Here is a 16,467-nt window from a genome sequence, read left to right as displayed (position 1 = left end):
CTGTTCGTGTAGGATAGTTCCTGTTTGATATTGTGACAATGTGATTTTTGTTACTGATAATGAAGGAATACGGTTATAATAGTGTGGATGATAAAACCAGATAACATGACAGCACCCATTGTCACGATCGCCGGGGCGAAGGGAGGGGTGGGCAAGACGACGACGAGTATCAATCTCGCGTCGGCCATCGCCGGTCCGGAGCGGACAGTGGCCGTCGTCGAGATGGACCTGGCAATGGCGAACTTCGTCGACTTCCTCTCGATTCCCTCCGGTGCTGCCGACCCGACGCTGCACGACGTCCTCGCGGGCGATGCGGAGCCCTTCGACGCCGTCTATCCCTTCGGCGACCACGTCGCGGCGGTCCCGAGCGGGACCACGCTCGACGGGTACGCCAGGGCAGACATGGACGAGTTCCCTCGCGTGCTCAAGCGGTACGCGCTCAAGTTCGACGTCGTCGTCGTCGACACGGGCGCGGGGCTGAGCAGGCTCGTCGTCGACCCCATCGGTCTCGCAGACGGGGCGGTCGTCGTCTCCACGCCCCGCGTCGCGGCGGTCCGGGACGCCGACAAGACCGTCAAGCTCTCCAAACGCGTCGGCACACCCGTCTTCGGGCTGGTCCTGACGCAGTCCGGCACCGGCGCGTCCCCCGGGCCGGAGCGCATCTCCGAGTTCCTGGGCGTCGACCTGCTCGGCCACGTCCCGGACGACGAGGCGGTGCCCAACTCGCAGGACCAGGGCGTCCCGGTCGTGACCCGGTCGCCGGAGAGCCCCGCGGGCTCAACCTACCGCGACATCGCCGACAACGTCCTCTTCGCGCTCTCGACCCACAGCGACGGCAGTCCGATCGACGAGGACTTCGAAGCGCCCGACCGGGTGACGGACGAGGGGGCCGCTGCGCCGGCCGTCGACGGTGGCTCCGCCACCCAGTTGGCCGACGAGGAACCCGCCGACGCCGGCGACGACTACGCTCCAGACGACGCGGAGACCGAAGACGACGGGTCCGAGATGGCACCTCCAGAGGAGAGCGACGAAGCGACCGACGAGGGTGTCGCCCGGGCAGCGGAGGCTGCCGAGGGCGAGACCGATTCGCCGTCCGTCGAGGCCGACGAGTCGGAGACGGACGATGAGACGGAAACCGAGTCCGAATACCGCCACTCCGTGGCACAACCGGGAGACACGAACCCGGCTGACAGCACGGACTCCGCCGACAGCACGGACCAGGAAGGCGGCGGCGACGACACCAGCGGCGACGTGAAGGAGACGGCGGAGACCGACGGCACCGAGTCGGTGACGGCTGACGACCAGGCGGACGAGACGGTCGACGACGAACAGGACGACACCGGAAACGACGAACGGGAGGAGGCTGGCGACGACGAACTGGACGACACCGGAAACGACGAACAGGACGAGGCCGTCGACGAGCCTTCGGTCCCAGCGGACGCGGAAACCGACGCGCCTGGACTGGACGACCCAGACGAGGAGGGGGATGCCACGGCCGAGGCTGCGGACACGGAGACTGCCGGCGGGGAGCCGGACTCACGGGGCGACTCGACCTCCGAGGACGCCGTGTCGGACCACACAGACGCTGTTTCCCGGCCCGGGCCAGGGAGAGACGGACCCGAGCGACCGGGTCACGAGTCGGCGGGGGAACCTGCCGAGACGGGCGACCGCACCAACGGCGCGCAGGCGCCGGCAACCGACGCCGCAGAGGAATCCGCCGACGAGCAACCGGCGGAGACGGGGCCAGCGACGGAGAGCGACCCCGTCGGCGAACCCACCGACGAGCAACCGGGAGATGACACGCCGGCAGCGGGTGGCGACGCCACGGACGAATCTGCCGACGAGGGACCGGCGGAGGAGGAGTCGGAGACGGAGACAGACGGATTCGTCGGGCGGTTGCGGGCGTTTCTCTCCTGACGCGACCGGCGAACTCAGACGCCGGCCGGCAGTCCGGCGGCCTCGACGGCCTCCTGGGCGGTCGCGTCCTCGTGGATGACGGCCGCGACGGCCGACGTTATCTTCTCCGGGTAGTCGTGCTGGAAGATGGACCGGCCCATCGAGACGCCCGCCGCGCCGGCGTCCATCGCGCCGCGGACCATCGCCAGCGTCTCCTCGTCGGTGCCCTTCGACCCGCCGGCGATGACCACCGGCAGGCGCGTCGATTCGACGACGTGCTCGAAGGTGTCGGGCGTGCCTGAGTAGGCAGTCTTGATGACGTCGGCACCCAGTTCCTCGCCGAGTCGGACGGCGTGGCCGAGGTCCTCCGCGAACTCCGCGGGGTCGTCCTCGCGGACGTCGTGCCCGCGGGCGTAGGTCATCGCCAGCACAGGCATCCCGTAGTCGGCGGCCGTGCTCGTGAGTTCGCCGAGCTGTGAAATCTGGTCGGGTTCGTGCTCGCTGCCGACGTTGATGTGGAAGGAGACGGCGTCGGCACCGGCGCGGACGGCGTCGGTGACCGTGCCGGTCACGCGCTTGTCGTTCTCGTCGGGACCGATGGAGGTAGAGCCGTTGAGGTGGACGATGTAGCCCGCGCCGTTCTTGTTGTCGTGGACGCGGGAGGCGATGCCCTTCTGGGTCAGAACGGCGTCGGCACCGCCGCGGGTCACCGCGTCGATGGTCGACTCGATGTCCTTGAGGCCTTTTACCGCGCCCAGTGTGATACCGTGGTCCATCGGGACGATGAGGTACCGTCCCCCTGTCCCGATGCGCTGGAGTCGTGCTGCAGTCCCTGCGCTCATTGTGCGACAGTGTGGCAAGTACGATTATGTGCGTTCCGGTTGCGGCCAGTCCTCGGCCCCGACGAGTCGGGCGTCTCGGTGGCTGCCATCGTCACTCCACCCGTGCCTCCTCGCCGGCACCGCGGAGCGCGCCCTGCTTGAGTTCGCGGGCCTTCGCCTCCAGACGGTCCGCCACCGCTCCGGTCGGCTCGTCGTTCTCGTGGCCCGCCGCCACGATGTCGACCAGCGCCGACCCGACGATGATGCCGTCTGCACCCGCGGAGACGATGCGTTCGGCGTGCTCGCCGGTCTTGATGCCGAAGCCGACGGCCTTCGGGACGTCCCAGTCAGTCAGGCGCGCCAGCGACTCGTCGGTCTGGTCGCTCACGTCGTCGCGCGCGCCGGTCGTTCCGAGCCGCGCCTGGACGTAGACGTACCCCGACACCTGCTCGCGCATCCGCTCCAGCCGTTCGCCCTTCGTCGTCGGTGCGACGATGAACACCAGGTCCAGGCCGAACTCGTCGCAGGCCTCCCGCAGCGGCCCCGACTCCTCGGCCGGCAGGTCCGGCACGACGAACCCCTCGATGCCGACCTCGGCTGATTTCTCGACGAACGGGCGTGGCCCTTCCTCGTCGCCGTACTGGTAGATGAGGTTGTAGTAGGTCATACAGACCAGCGGCACGTCCACGTCCAGTTCCTCGACGAACTCGAAGAAGCGACTCGGCGTCATCCCGCCCTCCAGCGACCGCACGACGGCCTCCTGTATCGTTGGTCCCTCGGCGATGGGCTCCGAGAAGGGCAGGCCGAGTTCGATGACGTCGGCACCGCCGCGGGCCAGCGCCTCGACGTACTCGATTGACGACTCGTAGTCCGGGTCGCCGGCGGCGAGATAGGGGACGAAGGCGGGGCCGTCGGCGAAGGCGTCGGCGAGGCTCACAGCGCACCACCGCCGACCTCGCGGAAGACGCTCATGTCGGGCGCAATCGAGAGGTCCCGCTCCATCGTCTCCTCGATGACCGTCTCCAGGTCCTTGTCGCCCCGGCCCGAGACGTTTACGACGACGACGTCGCCGAGTTCGCTATAATTCTTTTCGAGGTACCCGAAGGCGTGAGCCGTCTCCAGCGCCGGGATAACACCCTCGTCCTGGGAGAGGCGGTGAAATGCCTCCAGCGCCGCGTCGTCGTCGACGTTGACGGCCTCGACGCGGCCGGTGTCGACGAGGTGAGCCAGTTCCGGCCCGACGCCGGCGTAGTCGAGTCCGGCGGAGATGCTGTGGGACTCCATAATCTGTCCGTCGGCGTCCTGGAGAATCTTCGTCCGCGCGCCGTGGAGGACGCCCTCGTCGCCGGTCGACAGCGAGGCGGAGTTGGGCGCGACGCCGCTCTCCTCGTCGACCGACAGCGAGGAGCCGCCGGCCTCGACGGCGTACAGCCCGACGTCCTCGTCGTCGACGAAGTGGGCGAACGTCCCCATCGTGTTCGACCCACCGCCGGCGCAGGCCAGCACCGCGTCGGGCAGGCGGCCGGCCTTCTCCTGAATCTGCTCGCGGGCTTCCTCGGAGATGACCGCCTGGAAGTCCCGGACCATCGCCGGGAACGGGGCCGGGCCGACGACGCTCCCGATGACGTAGTGGGTGTCCTCGACGGTCGTCGCCCAGTCGCGCATCGTCTCGCTGATGGCCTCCTTCAGCGTGCCCCGGCCGGCGGTGACGGGGGTGACCTCCGCGCCGTTGGTCCGCATCCGGAAGACGTTGGGCCGCTGGCGGGCGATGTCGGTCTTCCCCATGTATATCTCGCAGGGCATGTCGAGGTGGGCGGCGGCCATCGCCGTCGCGGTGCCGTGCTGGCCGGCCCCCGTCTCGGCGATGATTCGCTCCTTCCCCATGTACTTCGCCAGCAGCACCTGGCCGAGCGCGTTGTTGAGCTTGTGCGCGCCGCCGTGAAGCAGGTCCTCCCGTTTGAGGTAGACCTCCCGGTCGTACCGCGCCGAGAGCTGGTCAGCGCGCTGGAGTGGGAGCGGTCGGCCGCCGAAGTCCCGCAGTCGGTCGCGGAACTCGTCCATGAATCCGTCCTCGTTGTCGAGGACGTACCGCTCGTAGGCGTCCGTCAGTTCCTCGATGGCCGGCATCAGCGCCTCCGGCACGTACTGTCCGCCGTAGTCTCCGAACTTGCTGTCTGCGCTCATTGTGTCTCCGTTCGTGTCAGTCGGCGGGTGTTCGCCGCCACGTCTCCGTCCATGATGGCCGAGCCGACGAGCAACGCGTCGGCCCCGGCCGCCCGCATCCGGGCGACGTCGTCCGTCGTCCCTATGCCGCTTTCCGCTATCAGCGTGACGTTCTCGGGCACCGCCTCGGCCACCCGCTCGAAGGTGCCGAGGTCGACCTCCAGTTTCGCCAGGTCACGGTTGTTGATGCCGATGATGTCCGCGCCGGCCGCCACTGCTTTCTCGACTTCTTCGACCGTGTGTGTCTCCACGAGCACCTGGAATCCCCGGTCACGGGCCGCCGCGAGCAGTCCGGGGAGGTCGTCGACGAAGCGGGCGATGAGCAGGACGACGTCGGCCGCGACGGTATCGAGTTGCCCCTCGCGCAGCACGAAGTCCTTCCGCAGGACGGGCACGTCGACCGCCTCCCGGACCCGCGCCAGCGTCTCCGGACTGCCGCCGAAGTGCTCCGGCTCGGTCAGCACGGACAGCGCCGCCGCGCCGCCGTCGACCATCTGTCGCGCCAGGTCGACCGGGTCGTCCGTCCGCTCCCCGTCTGTCGTCGGGCTCGTCGGCTTGACCTCCGCGACTAGCGGGACGCGGCCGTCCGCCTCCGCGCGCTCGATGGCGCGCGGCAGCGACCGTGGGTCGACAGACACTCGCTCACCGCCGCCCTCGCGCTCGCGGGCCGTCGCCAGTATCGACTGTATCGCCGGCGCGAACTCACTACTGTCCATTAATAGCCACTAGTGAACAGAAGTGTACATAAGACTTGCGTCACGCGGCGTCACCATCCGCCGCACGCACCGGTTCCGTACGGATATATACTCTCTATAGAAATACAACGTCTGGAGTGAAATATCAGGAAAATCAATCGGAACACAATATTTTAAGTGGATAGAACCAGACAATAGAAATAGAGTTCGGACTACAAGCTCTCAGATGAACACTTCACCCATCCCCTGCCAGGTCCCGACCGGAGGCACAGACAGATGAGTTCCCGACGACCTTCGAACGTGGTCTCCGCGGTCATCGAGCGGTTCTCGGCCGACGAGCCGAGCGCGTTCCGCTGTGAGTACTGCGGGCTGGCCCACGACCGGGACAGACCGAACTGCCCGGCCTGTGGCGGTCCGCTGACCGCCGAGTGACCGACGCCAATTTTCAAGCCCCCCCGGTCCCAGTGTCCTGTATGGACGAGGTTGCCGGCATCTACGCCCGCGAATCGACGTTTCTGGACAGGTACGTCCAGGTCGGCATCGCACAGGACCGGGTCATCTCGGTTTCGTTTCCGACCGTGGCCGACGAGGAGGCGGTCTCCGACCACGAACTGCTCGACCGTATCGAGGCCTATCTCGAAGGGGACGCGGACGACTTCGCCGACGTGCAGGTCGCGCTGACGGTCCCGACAGACCGCCGTGAGGTCCTCGACGTCGTCCGCGATATCCCCTACGGCGAGGAGATGACTGTGGAGCAGGTGACGCGTGCGACGCCGGGGTTAGACCCCGAGGAGGAGAGCGACCAGACCCTCGTCCGCGAGGCTCTCGACGAGAACCCCGCGCCGCTTCTCATTCCCGACCATCGGGTCCGCGACGGCCCCAGCGCCGCACCGCCGGCCGTCGAGCAGAAACTCCGCGCCGTCGAGGGCCTCTAGACGAACAATCGGTCCGTGCCCAGTCCCTCGTGGACGACGAACTCCAGGGCGTTCACGAGGTAGTGTGCGATGACGACCACCAGCAGACTCCCCGAGAGGATGTACCCGCCGGCGAGGACGAACCCGAGCCCGCCGGTCACGACGATGCCTGCCCGTCCCTGTGCGCCGTGGCCGAACGCGAACATCGCCGACGAGAAGATGGCGAGTGCCCACGGCGAGATGTCGAAGCCCGCCGCGGGGACGCCGATGAGCGCGGCCCGGAAGATGAGTTCCTCGACGACGGCGATGAGCGGCAGGATGACTCCCAGCAGGAGCACCCAGCCGCCTGCGGTGTCCGGCGTGAGCATCTCGCGCAGGGACTCGTCGTAGGCCGCACCGACGGCGTCTGCCACTGCGGCGGTCGCCTCGTTGGCCAGCCACAGCGCGACGCCGAAGGCCACCCCGATGGCGACGGCGAGAAGGCCGGTCTGCATCGGCTCGGCGGCGATGCCGAGTGCCGCCGCAGGAATCTCGTAGTACCACGCGCCGACGGCGATAGCTGCGCCGAACAGTCCCTGTGTGAACGCGACGTTCGCCAGCAGCGCGCCCGTCGTGAACTCTCCCTGCTCGGGCGGTTCGACGGGGTCGGCCTCCCACGGTTCCGTCCCCTCGTCTGCCTCGTCGCCGTTCGGCGCGGGTGCCGACTCGACCCCGTCGGCTCGCTCGATGGCCGTGACCGCTTCCGATGCCGCACCACCGTCTGTCGCGGACGACCCCTCGTCTGGTCGGTCTGTGACGGCCGTCGTCTGGCCAGCGGTCTCGTCACCTGCCGGTAACTCGGGTGGTGACTCGGTGACGACGCCCTGTGAGAGTCGTGCGAGACCGAGCAGTAGAAACAGAACGCCGATGGTGAGCCCGGTGAAGGGAACCCACCCGGGCACGCCTTACTGCGGGCTCGGGCTGCCCGAACCCCGGCCGACCTCGTGTTCGAGGGCCTGTCCGGTGATGGACTTGAGGCGGTTGACCAGCGAGTCCTTCTCGGTCTCGCCGGCCAGCGCCACGTCGAGCACCTCGGAGATGTGCTGGACCGGGATTATCTCGATCATCTCCTCGTACTCCTCCTCGATCATCACGTCCTGCTCGTTCGCGGCGGGGATGATGACCTTGTCGAGGCCCGCCTTCGCGGCGGCCTCTATCTTGTGCGTGACGCCGCCGACCGGCAGCACGTCGCCGCGCACCGACAGCGAGCCGGTCATCGCGATGTTCTGCGTGACCGGCATGCCCTCCAGCGCGGAGATGACGGCCGTGGCGACGGTGATGGATGCGGAGTCGCCGTCGACGCCGCCCTCACCGGCCTGGACGAACTGGATGTGGACGTCCTTCTCGGAGATGTCCTCGTCGCTGAACTTCTTGATGATGGCGGAGACGTTCTGGACGGCCTCCTCGGCCATCTCCTTCAGTTGCCCGGTGGCGATGACCTCGCCGGGACCCTGACTCGGCGTCACCTCGGCCATGACGGGGAGGACGATACCGCTGTCCTCGCCCATGACCGCCAGCCCGTTGACGCGGCCGACCACGTCGCCGTCGCTGACGGTGAGCTCGTAGTCCTTCCGGCGCTCGATGTAGTTGTCCGCGAGCTGTTGCTCGATGGACCGGGAGCGCCGCTTGGCCTGGAGCACGTCGTCGCGCTCGGTGTAGTCCTTCTCCTCGGAGCGAGCGATGTCGCCCGCGACGCGGACCAGTCCGCCGAGGTCACGGAGCTTCAGCGTCAGGTGCTCCTTGCGGCCGGAGCGGCGCTGGGCTTCGAGGATGAGTTCCTCGATGGCGTCCTCCGTGAAGTGCGGCAGGCGGCCGTCCTTCTCGACTTCCTGGGCCACGAAGCGCGCGTACTTCCGGCGCATCTCCGGGTTGTCCTCGATGGTGTCGTCCATGTACACCTCGTACCCGTAGCCCTTGATGCGCGAGCGGAGCGCGGGGTGCATGTTCTCCATGGCGTCGAGGTTCCCGGCCGCGACCATGACGAAGTCACAGGGGACGGGCTCGGTCTGGACCATCGCGCCCGAGGAGCGCTCGGACTGGCCCGTGATGGAGAACTCGCCCTCCTGGATGGCCGTCATCAGCTTCTGCTGGCTGCGGATGTCGAGCGTGTTGATCTCGTCGATGAACAGCACGCCCTTGTTGGCCTTGTGGATGGCCCCGGCCTCGACGCGGTCGTGGCTCGGGGTCTCCATGCCGCCGGACTGGAACGGGTCGTGGCGGACGTCGCCGAGCAGCGCACCGGCGTGGGCACCGGTCGCGTCCTCGAACGGCGCGGTCTGCTGGTCGGCGTTGCTGACCAGCAGGTTCGGAATCATCGCGTCGTTACCACGGCTCCCGTAGCGGAATGCGAGATAGATGACACCGGCTGCCAGGATGCCCAGCAGAATCTGCTGGACGATGAGCAGCGAGTAGCCGATGACGATGGCGATGATGATCCACATCAGGAAGGTCCGCATCTGGTTGCGCTTGCGGGCTTCCTCCTTGTGGGCCTCGACTATCTGCTCACCCTTGCCCGCTGGGACCGTCCGGACCTTCGGCTCGTTGCCGTCGTCGGGATTGTGGTAGACGAGAACGTCCTGCAGTTCCTCTTTGGGGAGGAGCTGGCTCATGGCCTTGGCAAGCATCGACTTGCCAGTCCCGGGCGACCCGATCATCATCACGTGGCGGCGCTGCTTGGCCGCTTTCTTCACGATATCGCGGGCAGTGTCCTGCCCGATGACCTGGTCGACGAGCCGGTCGGGAACCTCGATGTCCGCCGACGACTCGATCTTGAGCCCGCCGAGCAGGTCCTCTTCGGCTGCCTCCTCGTCGACCTCGACCCCGGCATCGACCGAGACGTCGCTCCCGAGATCCGGGTTCTCGCCGTTCCCGGTCGGCTCGCCGGGGGGCGCATCGCGCTCCTCGACGGGGTCCTCGGAGTCAACGTCCGGGTCGATGCCCGGGGTTTCCTCTTGTTCTCTATTGTTGCTCATATAAACGTTGCTGACACCAGTATGGAGGGACTGTCGACTGATATACTTTCTCCCCTCGCCCAGGATTGCCTTCGCACGTAACCGGGAGACGACGGCGGGTTACTTCCCACATACTCCCCCGATACCCGGACCCGTTTGGTTTTTCAAACCGGCCCTCCACTGGAAGACAAATGGAGACCACACGGGGATTTCTCGTCGGCCGCTTCCAGCCGTTCCACAGCGGCCACCGCCAGCTCGTCGCCGACATCGCCGGGGAGGTGGACGAACTCGTCATCGGCATCGGCAGCGCCGACGCCTCCCACACCGTTCACAACCCCTTCACTGCGGGCGAGCGGCTGGTCATGATTTCGAAGGTCCTGACCGACGTCGACCTCCAGACCTACGTCGTCCCGCTGGAGGACATCGACCGCAACGCCGTCTGGGTCAGCCACGTCGAGAGCATGTGTCCGCCCTTCGACGTCGTGTACTCGAACAACCCGCTGGTCATCCGGCTGTTCAACGAGGCGGACTACGAGGTCCGGGACTCGGCGATGATCGACCGCGACCGCCTGCGCGGGACGCTCATCCGCGAGGACATCGTCGACGGCGAATCCTGGACCGACCGCGTGCCGCCGGCCGTCGTCGAGACCATCGAAGAAATCGACGGCGTCGCCCGACTCCGGCGCATCGCCGACAGCGACGCACACGAGGACTGACCCGCCAGGCCCCCATCCCCACCCCCACATTCTACAAGGACGCGCGACGCAGTATCTCCCGATGATAACGCTCAGTTCCGACTTCGGCTGTGCCTACCCGGCGGCGATGAAGGGCGTTCTCCTCTCGCGGACCGACGCCCGGCTGGTCGATGTCGACCACGAGTTCCCCCGGCAGGACGTCCGTGCGACGGCCTTCTGGCTCCGCGAAGTCCTGCCGTTCTTCCCGCCGGCGGTCCACCTGGTCGTCGTCGACCCCGGCGTGGGCACGGACCGGAGCGCACTGGTCGTCCGCGCCGGCGACCACGCCCTCGTCGGACCCGACAACGGCGTCCTCCTGCCCGCCGCGCGCCGCATCGCGGCCGACACCCCGATTCGGACCTTCGAGGTCGACTACGACCAGGCTGACCCGACCACCGCCGACCCGACGGCCGTCACCTGGCCGCCACGCCCGTCCAGTTCGACGTTCCACGGCCGGGACCTCTTCGCGCCCGCCGCCGCCCGCGTCCACGAACTCGGCGTCGACGGCTTCGAGGCCGACGAGGCGTTCTCGCCGACCGACGACGTGGTCGACCTCCGGCTCCCCGACCCGGACATCGACGACAGCGGGGCACTGGGCGAGGCCCTCGCCGTCGACAGCTTCGGCAACGTCATCACGAACATCCCAGGGACCGTGCTGGCCGACCACCTCGGGGACCACGTGAAGGTGAACGGCGTCTGGGCCTCGACCCGGCAGGCCTACGACGACGTCGACCCCGGCCACCGGGTGGTCACGGTCGGCAGTCACGGCAACGTCGAACTCGCCGTCAACCAGGGCCGCGGCGACGAGACGTTCGGCGTCCGCGCCGGCGGCCGTGTCCGGGTGACCTGGTAACGCCGCCCGCTCACTCCGCGGCCTCGCGTATCCGCTCCAGCACTTCCCGCCGGTCCCCGCCCGGCTGTGCCTCGACTGTCACGTCCGTCGCTCCGCCGACGCGCTCGACGACCGTCGCCAGGTCCTCCAGCGGGTAGATGCCCCCCGCCATCGCGAAGGAGTCGGGGGTCGGCCAGATGGCAGCCCACACCCGGACGGAGAGTTCCGGCGTTCGTCCGGGTATCTCCAGTGCCCCACCGGACAGCGGATAGCCCGCGTCGTACTGGAAGGCCTTCGCCGTGCGTCGCCCGCGCAGGCGCAGGTCCTTCGAGCCGGTCTGCTGGACGTGTAACAGCCCGTCCTCGCCCAGGCTCTTGCGGAACTCCCGGCTCGCGTACTTCGCGGCGATGCCCAGGACCTTCTCGGTGGTCTCGTCACCCGGCGGCGCCCGGCTGAACGACAGCGCCGTGGTGAATATCGCCCTGGGGGTCTGTTCGATGCCGTCGGGCATCAGCGGGCGGAACTGCTCCAGAAAGGCGGGGTTCTCGTAGACGGCGTTGACGGACCTGACAGTGACGATGGGGCTGTCGAAGGCCGTCTCGGCCCACTCCTGGACCCGCTCCCACGGTTCTGTCTCGACGTGCGGGGGCTCTGACACAGCCGAGCGTACGTACTGCGTGGAAGTGAACGTGCCGAAAAATTGGCGGTTGTCGGACGGCTGGAAGCCGATTTGCTCGGCGCTTTCTCACCGCTGAGTACTGCCTCGGGATAACCCCTCGGCCGGTTACTCGGCGCTTTGCATCAGCGCAGACTGCGTGGCTCGGTACAGACCTCGCCAGTCACTCGGCGCTTTCTCACCGCTGAGTACTGTCTCGGGATGAACCCTCGACCGATTACTCAGCGCTGATGACGTCGTCGATGCGGACGATCATCGTCGCGGCCTCGGTGGCGGACTCGACGGCCTCGCTCTTGACGGCGGCGGGGTCGAGGACGCCGTAGTCGACGGGGTCGGCGATGACGCCCGTCTGGCCCTCGCTGATGACGCCCGCGCGGCCGGTCTCCTCGTGCTCGGAGCGGAGGTCGACCAGCGCGTCGATGGGGTCCAGACCGGTGTTCTCGGCTAGCGTGCGCGGGAGCACGTCGACGGCGTCCGCGAAGGCCTCGACGGCCAGCTGCTTGCGGCCCTCGATGCCGGCGGAGGTCTCGCGGATGTGGTCGGCGATGGCGATCTCCGTCGCGCCGGCGCCGGGGACGACGCCGCCCTCGTCGAGCGCGGCGGTCACGACGTCGAGCGCGTCACGGAGCGCGCGCTCCAGTTCGTCGACGACGTGGTCGGTGCCGCCACGGGCGAAGATGGTGACGGCTTCGGCGGCCGCGCCGCCCTCCACGAAGACGAGTTCGTCGTCGCCGAACTTCTCGACGCGGATGGTCCCGGCTTCGCCGAGGTCGTCGGCTTCGAGCGTGTCGACCGAGCCCACGCGGTTCGCGCCGGTGGCCGAGCAGATGGACTGGACGTCGTCGCTGTCCAGACCCTCGAAGGCGAGGATGCCCTTCTCGGCGAGGTAGGAACCGACGCGGTCCTCGACGTCACCGTCGACGAACAGGACGTCGGCACCGACTGCCTCGATAGCATCGGCGTAGCCGCGGAGTTCGCTCTCCTCGGCCTCGATGGCGGCGTTGAGCTGGTCGACGTTGGAGACGCTGTACTCGGCGTCGACGTTGCTCTCGCGGACTTCGAGGTCGGCGTCGACGACGGCGATGGTCGCGTCCTCGACGCGGCGGGGCATCTCGTCGTGGACGGGTTCCTCGTCGACGATGACGCCCTCGATGAGCTCGGTCGCGCTGGAGGACGCGCCGGCCTGGGCGTGGATGGTGATGTTGTTGCGGTCGACGCCCTTCTCTCGGTCGCCGTCGACGTGGCTGATGGCGTCGACGACGGTGCGGGCGAGGGTCTCCGCGGCGACGTCGCCGGTGCCCTTGCCGGTCATGCTCGACTCGGCGACCTCGACGAGCTGGTCGTCGCTGACGTCGCCACCGAGCGTGACCTCGTCGATGGCCTCCTGAGCGAGCGCAGCGGCCTCGTAGTACCCCTCGACGATGGTGGTCGGGTGCACGTCGTCGTCGAGCAGGTCCTCGGCCTGCGAGAGCAGTTCGCCGGCCAGGACGGCTGCCGTCGTCGTGCCGTCGCCGACTTCCTCCTCCTGGGTGTCGGCGACCTCGCTGAGCATCTGCGCGGCCGGGTGCTCGATGTCCATCTCCTCGAGGATGGTCGCGCCGTCGTTCGTGATGACGACGTCGCCGTCGTCGGAGACGAGCATCTTGTCCATGCCGCGCGGGCCCAGTGTGGTCCGTACGGCCTCGCTGACGGCCTTCCCGGCCGTGATGTTCGATGACTGTGCGTCCTCACCGCTCGTGCGACTCGAGTCCTCGTCGAGAATGAAAAGGGGCTGTCCGCCCATGCGTCGCTGTCCAGATGACATCTTTGAATTCCTCGCTTAAGACGTCGTTAGCGGTTCTATATAAAAGTTACTGTCTCCGGCGGACCGTCCGGCAGCCGTTTCGCGCCACCTCACCTCGGTCCGCACCCGGGACGGCCCGACGCGGGGCGATAGCCCGACACGCCGACGACGGACAGGACGTTTTATTACCCGAAGTCAGAAAGAACAGACAGATGCTGGAACTGGAACACGGGTTCAGGGTCGTCGACACCCACATCGAGATGGAACCCGACGCGGACCGCCGTGCGGACGCCGCCGGGGACCCCGAACAGGTCGAGCGCGAACTCCACCAGGCCGGCATCGTCCGCGCGCTCGTGTTCCCCGGTTCCCGAGAAGGGTCGTACCTCAAGGCCAACAACGCCGTCGCGCGGATGAGCGTCGGCCGCCCGTTCGTGGCGATGGCCCGTATCAACGGCGCCCGCGACCCCGGCACCGGCGCTGGCTCCCGGCTGCGAAACATCACCGCCTCCCGCAAGGACCACCACACCTCCCCCGACGACGTGGAGCAGTACGCCTACGACGACCGCTTCGCGGGGTTCAAGCTCCATCCGGTCCGCGACGGACTACCCGACGAGGCGGTGCTGGAAGCGCTGGAAGCGGCCGGACTCCCGGTCCTGACCTACGCCGGCCACGGCTTTCCGCCCGAGTCGCTGTCGGAGACGCTCCTGCGATACGACGTGCCGCTCGTCGTCTCCCACTTCGGCGGCCATCCCCTCGACACCGGGATGATGCACGCGGCCATCGACCTGCTCGACAGCCACGACGGCTGTTACCTGGACACGTCCTACGTGCGGCTGCGCGAGCCGCTGGAACGGGCCGTTCGCGAACACCCCGACCGGGTCCTCTTCGGGAGCGGCGCGCCGGGGGCGCACCCGAACGTCGGCATCATGGAGATTCTCACCCTCGACGTCCCGGAGGACGCGATGCGGAAGGTGTTCTCGAAGAACGCGTCGCGGGTCGTCGACGAACTGGCTCCTTAGGACCGCCAGTCGTAGACCGTCACCGGCCGGTTCGTGCTCGACGAGCGGCCGTTGGGGTTCCGCCGGGGCGTGCGGTCCAGCCGCCGGTTTATCAGGCCGTCTTTCGTCCCCCCGGCGAGATTGACGACCACGTCGCGGCCGGTTCCGAGCCACTCCGACGGCCGCGCCTCGCCCCCGAGGACGGCCCGCAACTCTGCGACGGCGTCTGACCCGGCGTGGCCGACAAGCCGTCGGGCGATAGTGGGTCGCAGGCCGTAGTTCTTGACGAGGCGGTACGCCAGCGACCGGTACTTCCAGCCCCAGTCGGTCTCTGGCTCGCCGCCGTCGGTCCCGACGTCGCGGCGGACGGACATCTCGTCGTCCCACGAGACGCCGTAGTCGCGGCCGGCCAGCCGGTGGGCGAAGTCCCGGGCCCCGCCGATGTCGAGGTACTCGTCGAAGCCGTCGAGTTCGTCCAGCGGCTCCCGGCGGAAGGCGACGTTGCCCTCGTTGAAGTAGGTCACCGACCGGCCCTTGATTTCCCGCGACTCCTTCTCCTCCGTCTCGATGCCGGCGGCGAGTTGCGTGTGGGTCGGCCCGGTCACGGCTGCCGCCTCGGATAATCCCTCCACGACCGCGTCGTACCACGTCTCGGTCACTGACAGGGTGTGGTTGACGAGCGCGATGGTGTCCCGGCTGGCGTGGTTGATGCCGGCGTTGCGCGCGGCGTTGATGGTCCGGTCGGCCATCTCGACGAGGACGTCCACGTCGTCGCGGTCCCGGACCATTCCCGTTGTCCCGTCCGCGGAGGGGCCGTTGACGACGATGACCTCCGCGTCGGGGACGAACTCGGCAATCGCGTCCAGCGAGCCCGCGAGTTCGTCGCGGGCGTTCAGGGTCGGCACGACTACCGAGATGTCCATACCTGTGGGTAGCACCCCCGAGACCTAAAAATGTCGCGGGGTCGCACCCGCCGTCAGACGCGAGCGTCCCAGTACGAGACGGAGGCGAGCACGTCCCCGATGCCGGTCGCGCCGAGTCTGCGGTCGAGCGTGCGAAACGTCGAGGCGATGCTGTTGGGCACCTTGCGGTAGAAGCCGTAGGGGAGAATCCAGTCGTGTTCGACCCCGGCCAGTTCCAGGCCGGCCCCGGTGAGCAGGTCCGCGACCTCCCCGCTGGAGTACAGCCGCGACCCCATCGGCAGCGCCCAGTTGTACAGCGACCGCGTCGAGAACCGGTTGAACGTGTCGAAGAATATCTGCTCGCGTGACACACGCCGCATCTCGGCGAGGTACTCCGCCGGCGTGTCCGCGAGGTGGAAAAAGCGCATCGCGAAGACGGTGTCGAAGTGGTCGTCCGGGAACGGGAGCCGCGCGGCGTCCCCGCGCAGCAACTCCAGCGAGTCGTCGACGCCGACCTGTCGCGCCTTCTCTCGGCCCTGCTGGAGCATCGGAGCGGAGATGTCCAGCCCGACGATGTCGGCCCCGCGGTCCGCCAGCATCGCGGTGAACCGGCCGGTCCCGCAGGCTATCTCCAGAATCTTCCGGTCCGCGACCGGACCGATAGCGTCCAACACGGCGGCTTTCTCCCGTTCGTCGATGAGTTGTCCGCCGCGGGAGAACCGCTTGTCCTCGTAGGCCTCCGCCACGTCGTCGGCCTGATACCACTCCTGTCCTTTCACGCTACCTCACTCTCGCCCCCCCGGAATTAAAATGCTATTGGAACCGTACCGCCTGCCGGTCGCTCCCGCCCCCCGACGACGTTGACTGGTTCAGGCCCCCATCTCCCGTGGTCGGCAAAAATTGTCAGGTGAGTTTGTATTAGGACTCTAATGCTGAATTAACATTCGATATTCTTTTGCGGCATCTATAGCAAACATTTACAAGTTCTGGCGCAGGAAGCGGA

16 protein-coding genes are annotated in these 16,467 nt (G+C 67.8%); 6 read left to right on the top strand and 10 right to left on the bottom strand.

Annotated features, from left to right (window positions below; translation table 11 throughout):
* The first annotated feature begins 105 nt into the window (after nt 1–105).
* Nucleotides 106–1,917, top strand: coding sequence for a P-loop NTPase (locus WDJ57_RS03585; protein ID WP_338903990.1), 1,812 nt, complete (start codon nt 106–108; stop codon nt 1,915–1,917).
* A gap of 14 nt (nt 1,918–1,931) precedes the next feature.
* Here WDJ57_RS03585 and WDJ57_RS03580 read toward each other — a convergent pair whose 3' ends face one another.
* The 4 genes from WDJ57_RS03580 to trpC all read right to left on the bottom strand — a co-directional run bounded on the left by WDJ57_RS03580 (nt 1,932) and on the right by trpC (nt 5,656).
* Nucleotides 1,932–2,738 carry a 2-amino-3,7-dideoxy-D-threo-hept-6-ulosonate synthase gene (locus WDJ57_RS03580; protein WP_338903989.1) on the bottom strand — a complete coding sequence of 269 codons (807 nt, stop codon included), beginning with the start codon at nt 2,736–2,738 and terminating at the stop codon, nt 1,932–1,934.
* Between the two features lie 91 nt (nt 2,739–2,829).
* The gene (gene trpA / locus WDJ57_RS03575; protein WP_338903987.1) at nt 2,830–3,654 is read right to left on the bottom strand and encodes a tryptophan synthase subunit alpha; all 825 of its coding nucleotides are present in this window, start codon (nt 3,652–3,654) and stop codon (nt 2,830–2,832) included.
* Nucleotides 3,651–4,901, bottom strand: coding sequence for a tryptophan synthase subunit beta (trpB, locus tag WDJ57_RS03570; RefSeq protein ID WP_338903985.1), 1,251 nt, complete (start codon nt 4,899–4,901; stop codon nt 3,651–3,653). Before trpB ends, trpA begins: the two co-directional genes overlap by 4 nt.
* Entirely contained in the window at nt 4,898–5,656 is a 759-nt protein-coding gene (gene trpC / locus WDJ57_RS03565; protein WP_338903983.1) for an indole-3-glycerol phosphate synthase, read from the bottom strand. The genes trpB and trpC overlap by 4 nt, the downstream gene beginning before the upstream one ends.
* Nucleotides 5,657–5,911: 255 nt before the next feature.
* Between trpC and WDJ57_RS03560 the strand changes: the two genes are divergently transcribed.
* Nucleotides 5,912–6,067, top strand: coding sequence for a hypothetical protein (locus WDJ57_RS03560; RefSeq protein WP_338903981.1), 156 nt, complete (start codon nt 5,912–5,914; stop codon nt 6,065–6,067).
* Between the two features lie 41 nt (nt 6,068–6,108).
* A complete protein-coding gene (locus WDJ57_RS03555; protein WP_338903979.1) occupies nt 6,109–6,570 on the top strand; it encodes an MGMT family protein in 462 nt (153 codons plus the stop codon).
* On the opposite strand, the gene WDJ57_RS03550 is transcribed toward WDJ57_RS03555, so the two are convergent.
* Nucleotides 6,567–7,490 carry a CPBP family intramembrane glutamic endopeptidase gene (locus WDJ57_RS03550; RefSeq protein ID WP_338903977.1) on the bottom strand — a complete coding sequence of 308 codons (924 nt, stop codon included), beginning with the start codon at nt 7,488–7,490 and terminating at the stop codon, nt 6,567–6,569. The two genes, WDJ57_RS03555 and WDJ57_RS03550, sit on opposite strands and share 4 nt — an antisense overlap.
* A 3-nt stretch (nt 7,491–7,493) precedes the next feature.
* On the bottom strand, nt 7,494–9,560 hold the full coding sequence (lonB, locus tag WDJ57_RS03545; RefSeq protein ID WP_338903975.1) for an ATP-dependent protease LonB: 2,067 nt from the start codon (nt 9,558–9,560) through the stop codon (nt 7,494–7,496).
* Between the two features lie 170 nt (nt 9,561–9,730).
* On the opposite strand from lonB, the gene WDJ57_RS03540 reads away from it, so the two are divergent.
* Together WDJ57_RS03540 and WDJ57_RS03535 are read left to right on the top strand one after the other, a co-directional pair.
* Nucleotides 9,731–10,255 carry a nicotinamide-nucleotide adenylyltransferase gene (locus WDJ57_RS03540; RefSeq protein WP_338903973.1) on the top strand — a complete coding sequence of 175 codons (525 nt, stop codon included), beginning with the start codon at nt 9,731–9,733 and terminating at the stop codon, nt 10,253–10,255.
* Nucleotides 10,256–10,316: 61 nt separating this feature from the next.
* Nucleotides 10,317–11,126 (top strand): SAM hydrolase/SAM-dependent halogenase family protein, encoded by an 810-nt coding sequence (locus WDJ57_RS03535; RefSeq protein WP_338903971.1) that lies wholly within the window; start codon nt 10,317–10,319, stop codon nt 11,124–11,126.
* Between the two features lie 10 nt (nt 11,127–11,136).
* Here WDJ57_RS03535 and WDJ57_RS03530 read toward each other — a convergent pair whose 3' ends face one another.
* Entirely contained in the window at nt 11,137–11,763 is a 627-nt protein-coding gene (locus tag WDJ57_RS03530; protein ID WP_338903969.1) for a hypothetical protein, read from the bottom strand.
* Nucleotides 11,764–11,998: 235 nt separating this feature from the next.
* Entirely contained in the window at nt 11,999–13,564 is a 1,566-nt protein-coding gene (gene thsA / locus WDJ57_RS03525; protein WP_338903968.1) for a thermosome subunit alpha, read from the bottom strand.
* Nucleotides 13,565–13,776: 212 nt separating this feature from the next.
* Between thsA and WDJ57_RS03520 the strand changes: the two genes are divergently transcribed.
* Complete coding sequence (locus WDJ57_RS03520) at nt 13,777–14,583, top strand: amidohydrolase family protein (RefSeq protein ID WP_338903966.1); 807 nt, start codon at nt 13,777–13,779, stop codon at nt 14,581–14,583.
* Here WDJ57_RS03520 and WDJ57_RS03515 read toward each other — a convergent pair.
* A complete protein-coding gene (locus WDJ57_RS03515) occupies nt 14,580–15,485 on the bottom strand; it encodes a glycosyltransferase family 2 protein (RefSeq protein ID WP_338903964.1) in 906 nt (301 codons plus the stop codon). The genes WDJ57_RS03520 and WDJ57_RS03515 overlap by 4 nt on opposite strands.
* A gap of 53 nt (nt 15,486–15,538) precedes the next feature.
* Nucleotides 15,539–16,243, bottom strand: coding sequence for a class I SAM-dependent methyltransferase (locus WDJ57_RS03510; RefSeq protein ID WP_338903963.1), 705 nt, complete (start codon nt 16,241–16,243; stop codon nt 15,539–15,541).
* Nucleotides 16,244–16,467 lie beyond the last annotated feature (224 nt).

The organism is Salinibaculum sp. SYNS191 (genome assembly GCF_037338445.1).
Classification (GTDB): Archaea; Halobacteriota; Halobacteria; order Halobacteriales; family Haloarculaceae; genus Salinibaculum; species Salinibaculum marinum.
This window is presented reverse-complemented; position numbering and strand designations above follow the sequence as displayed.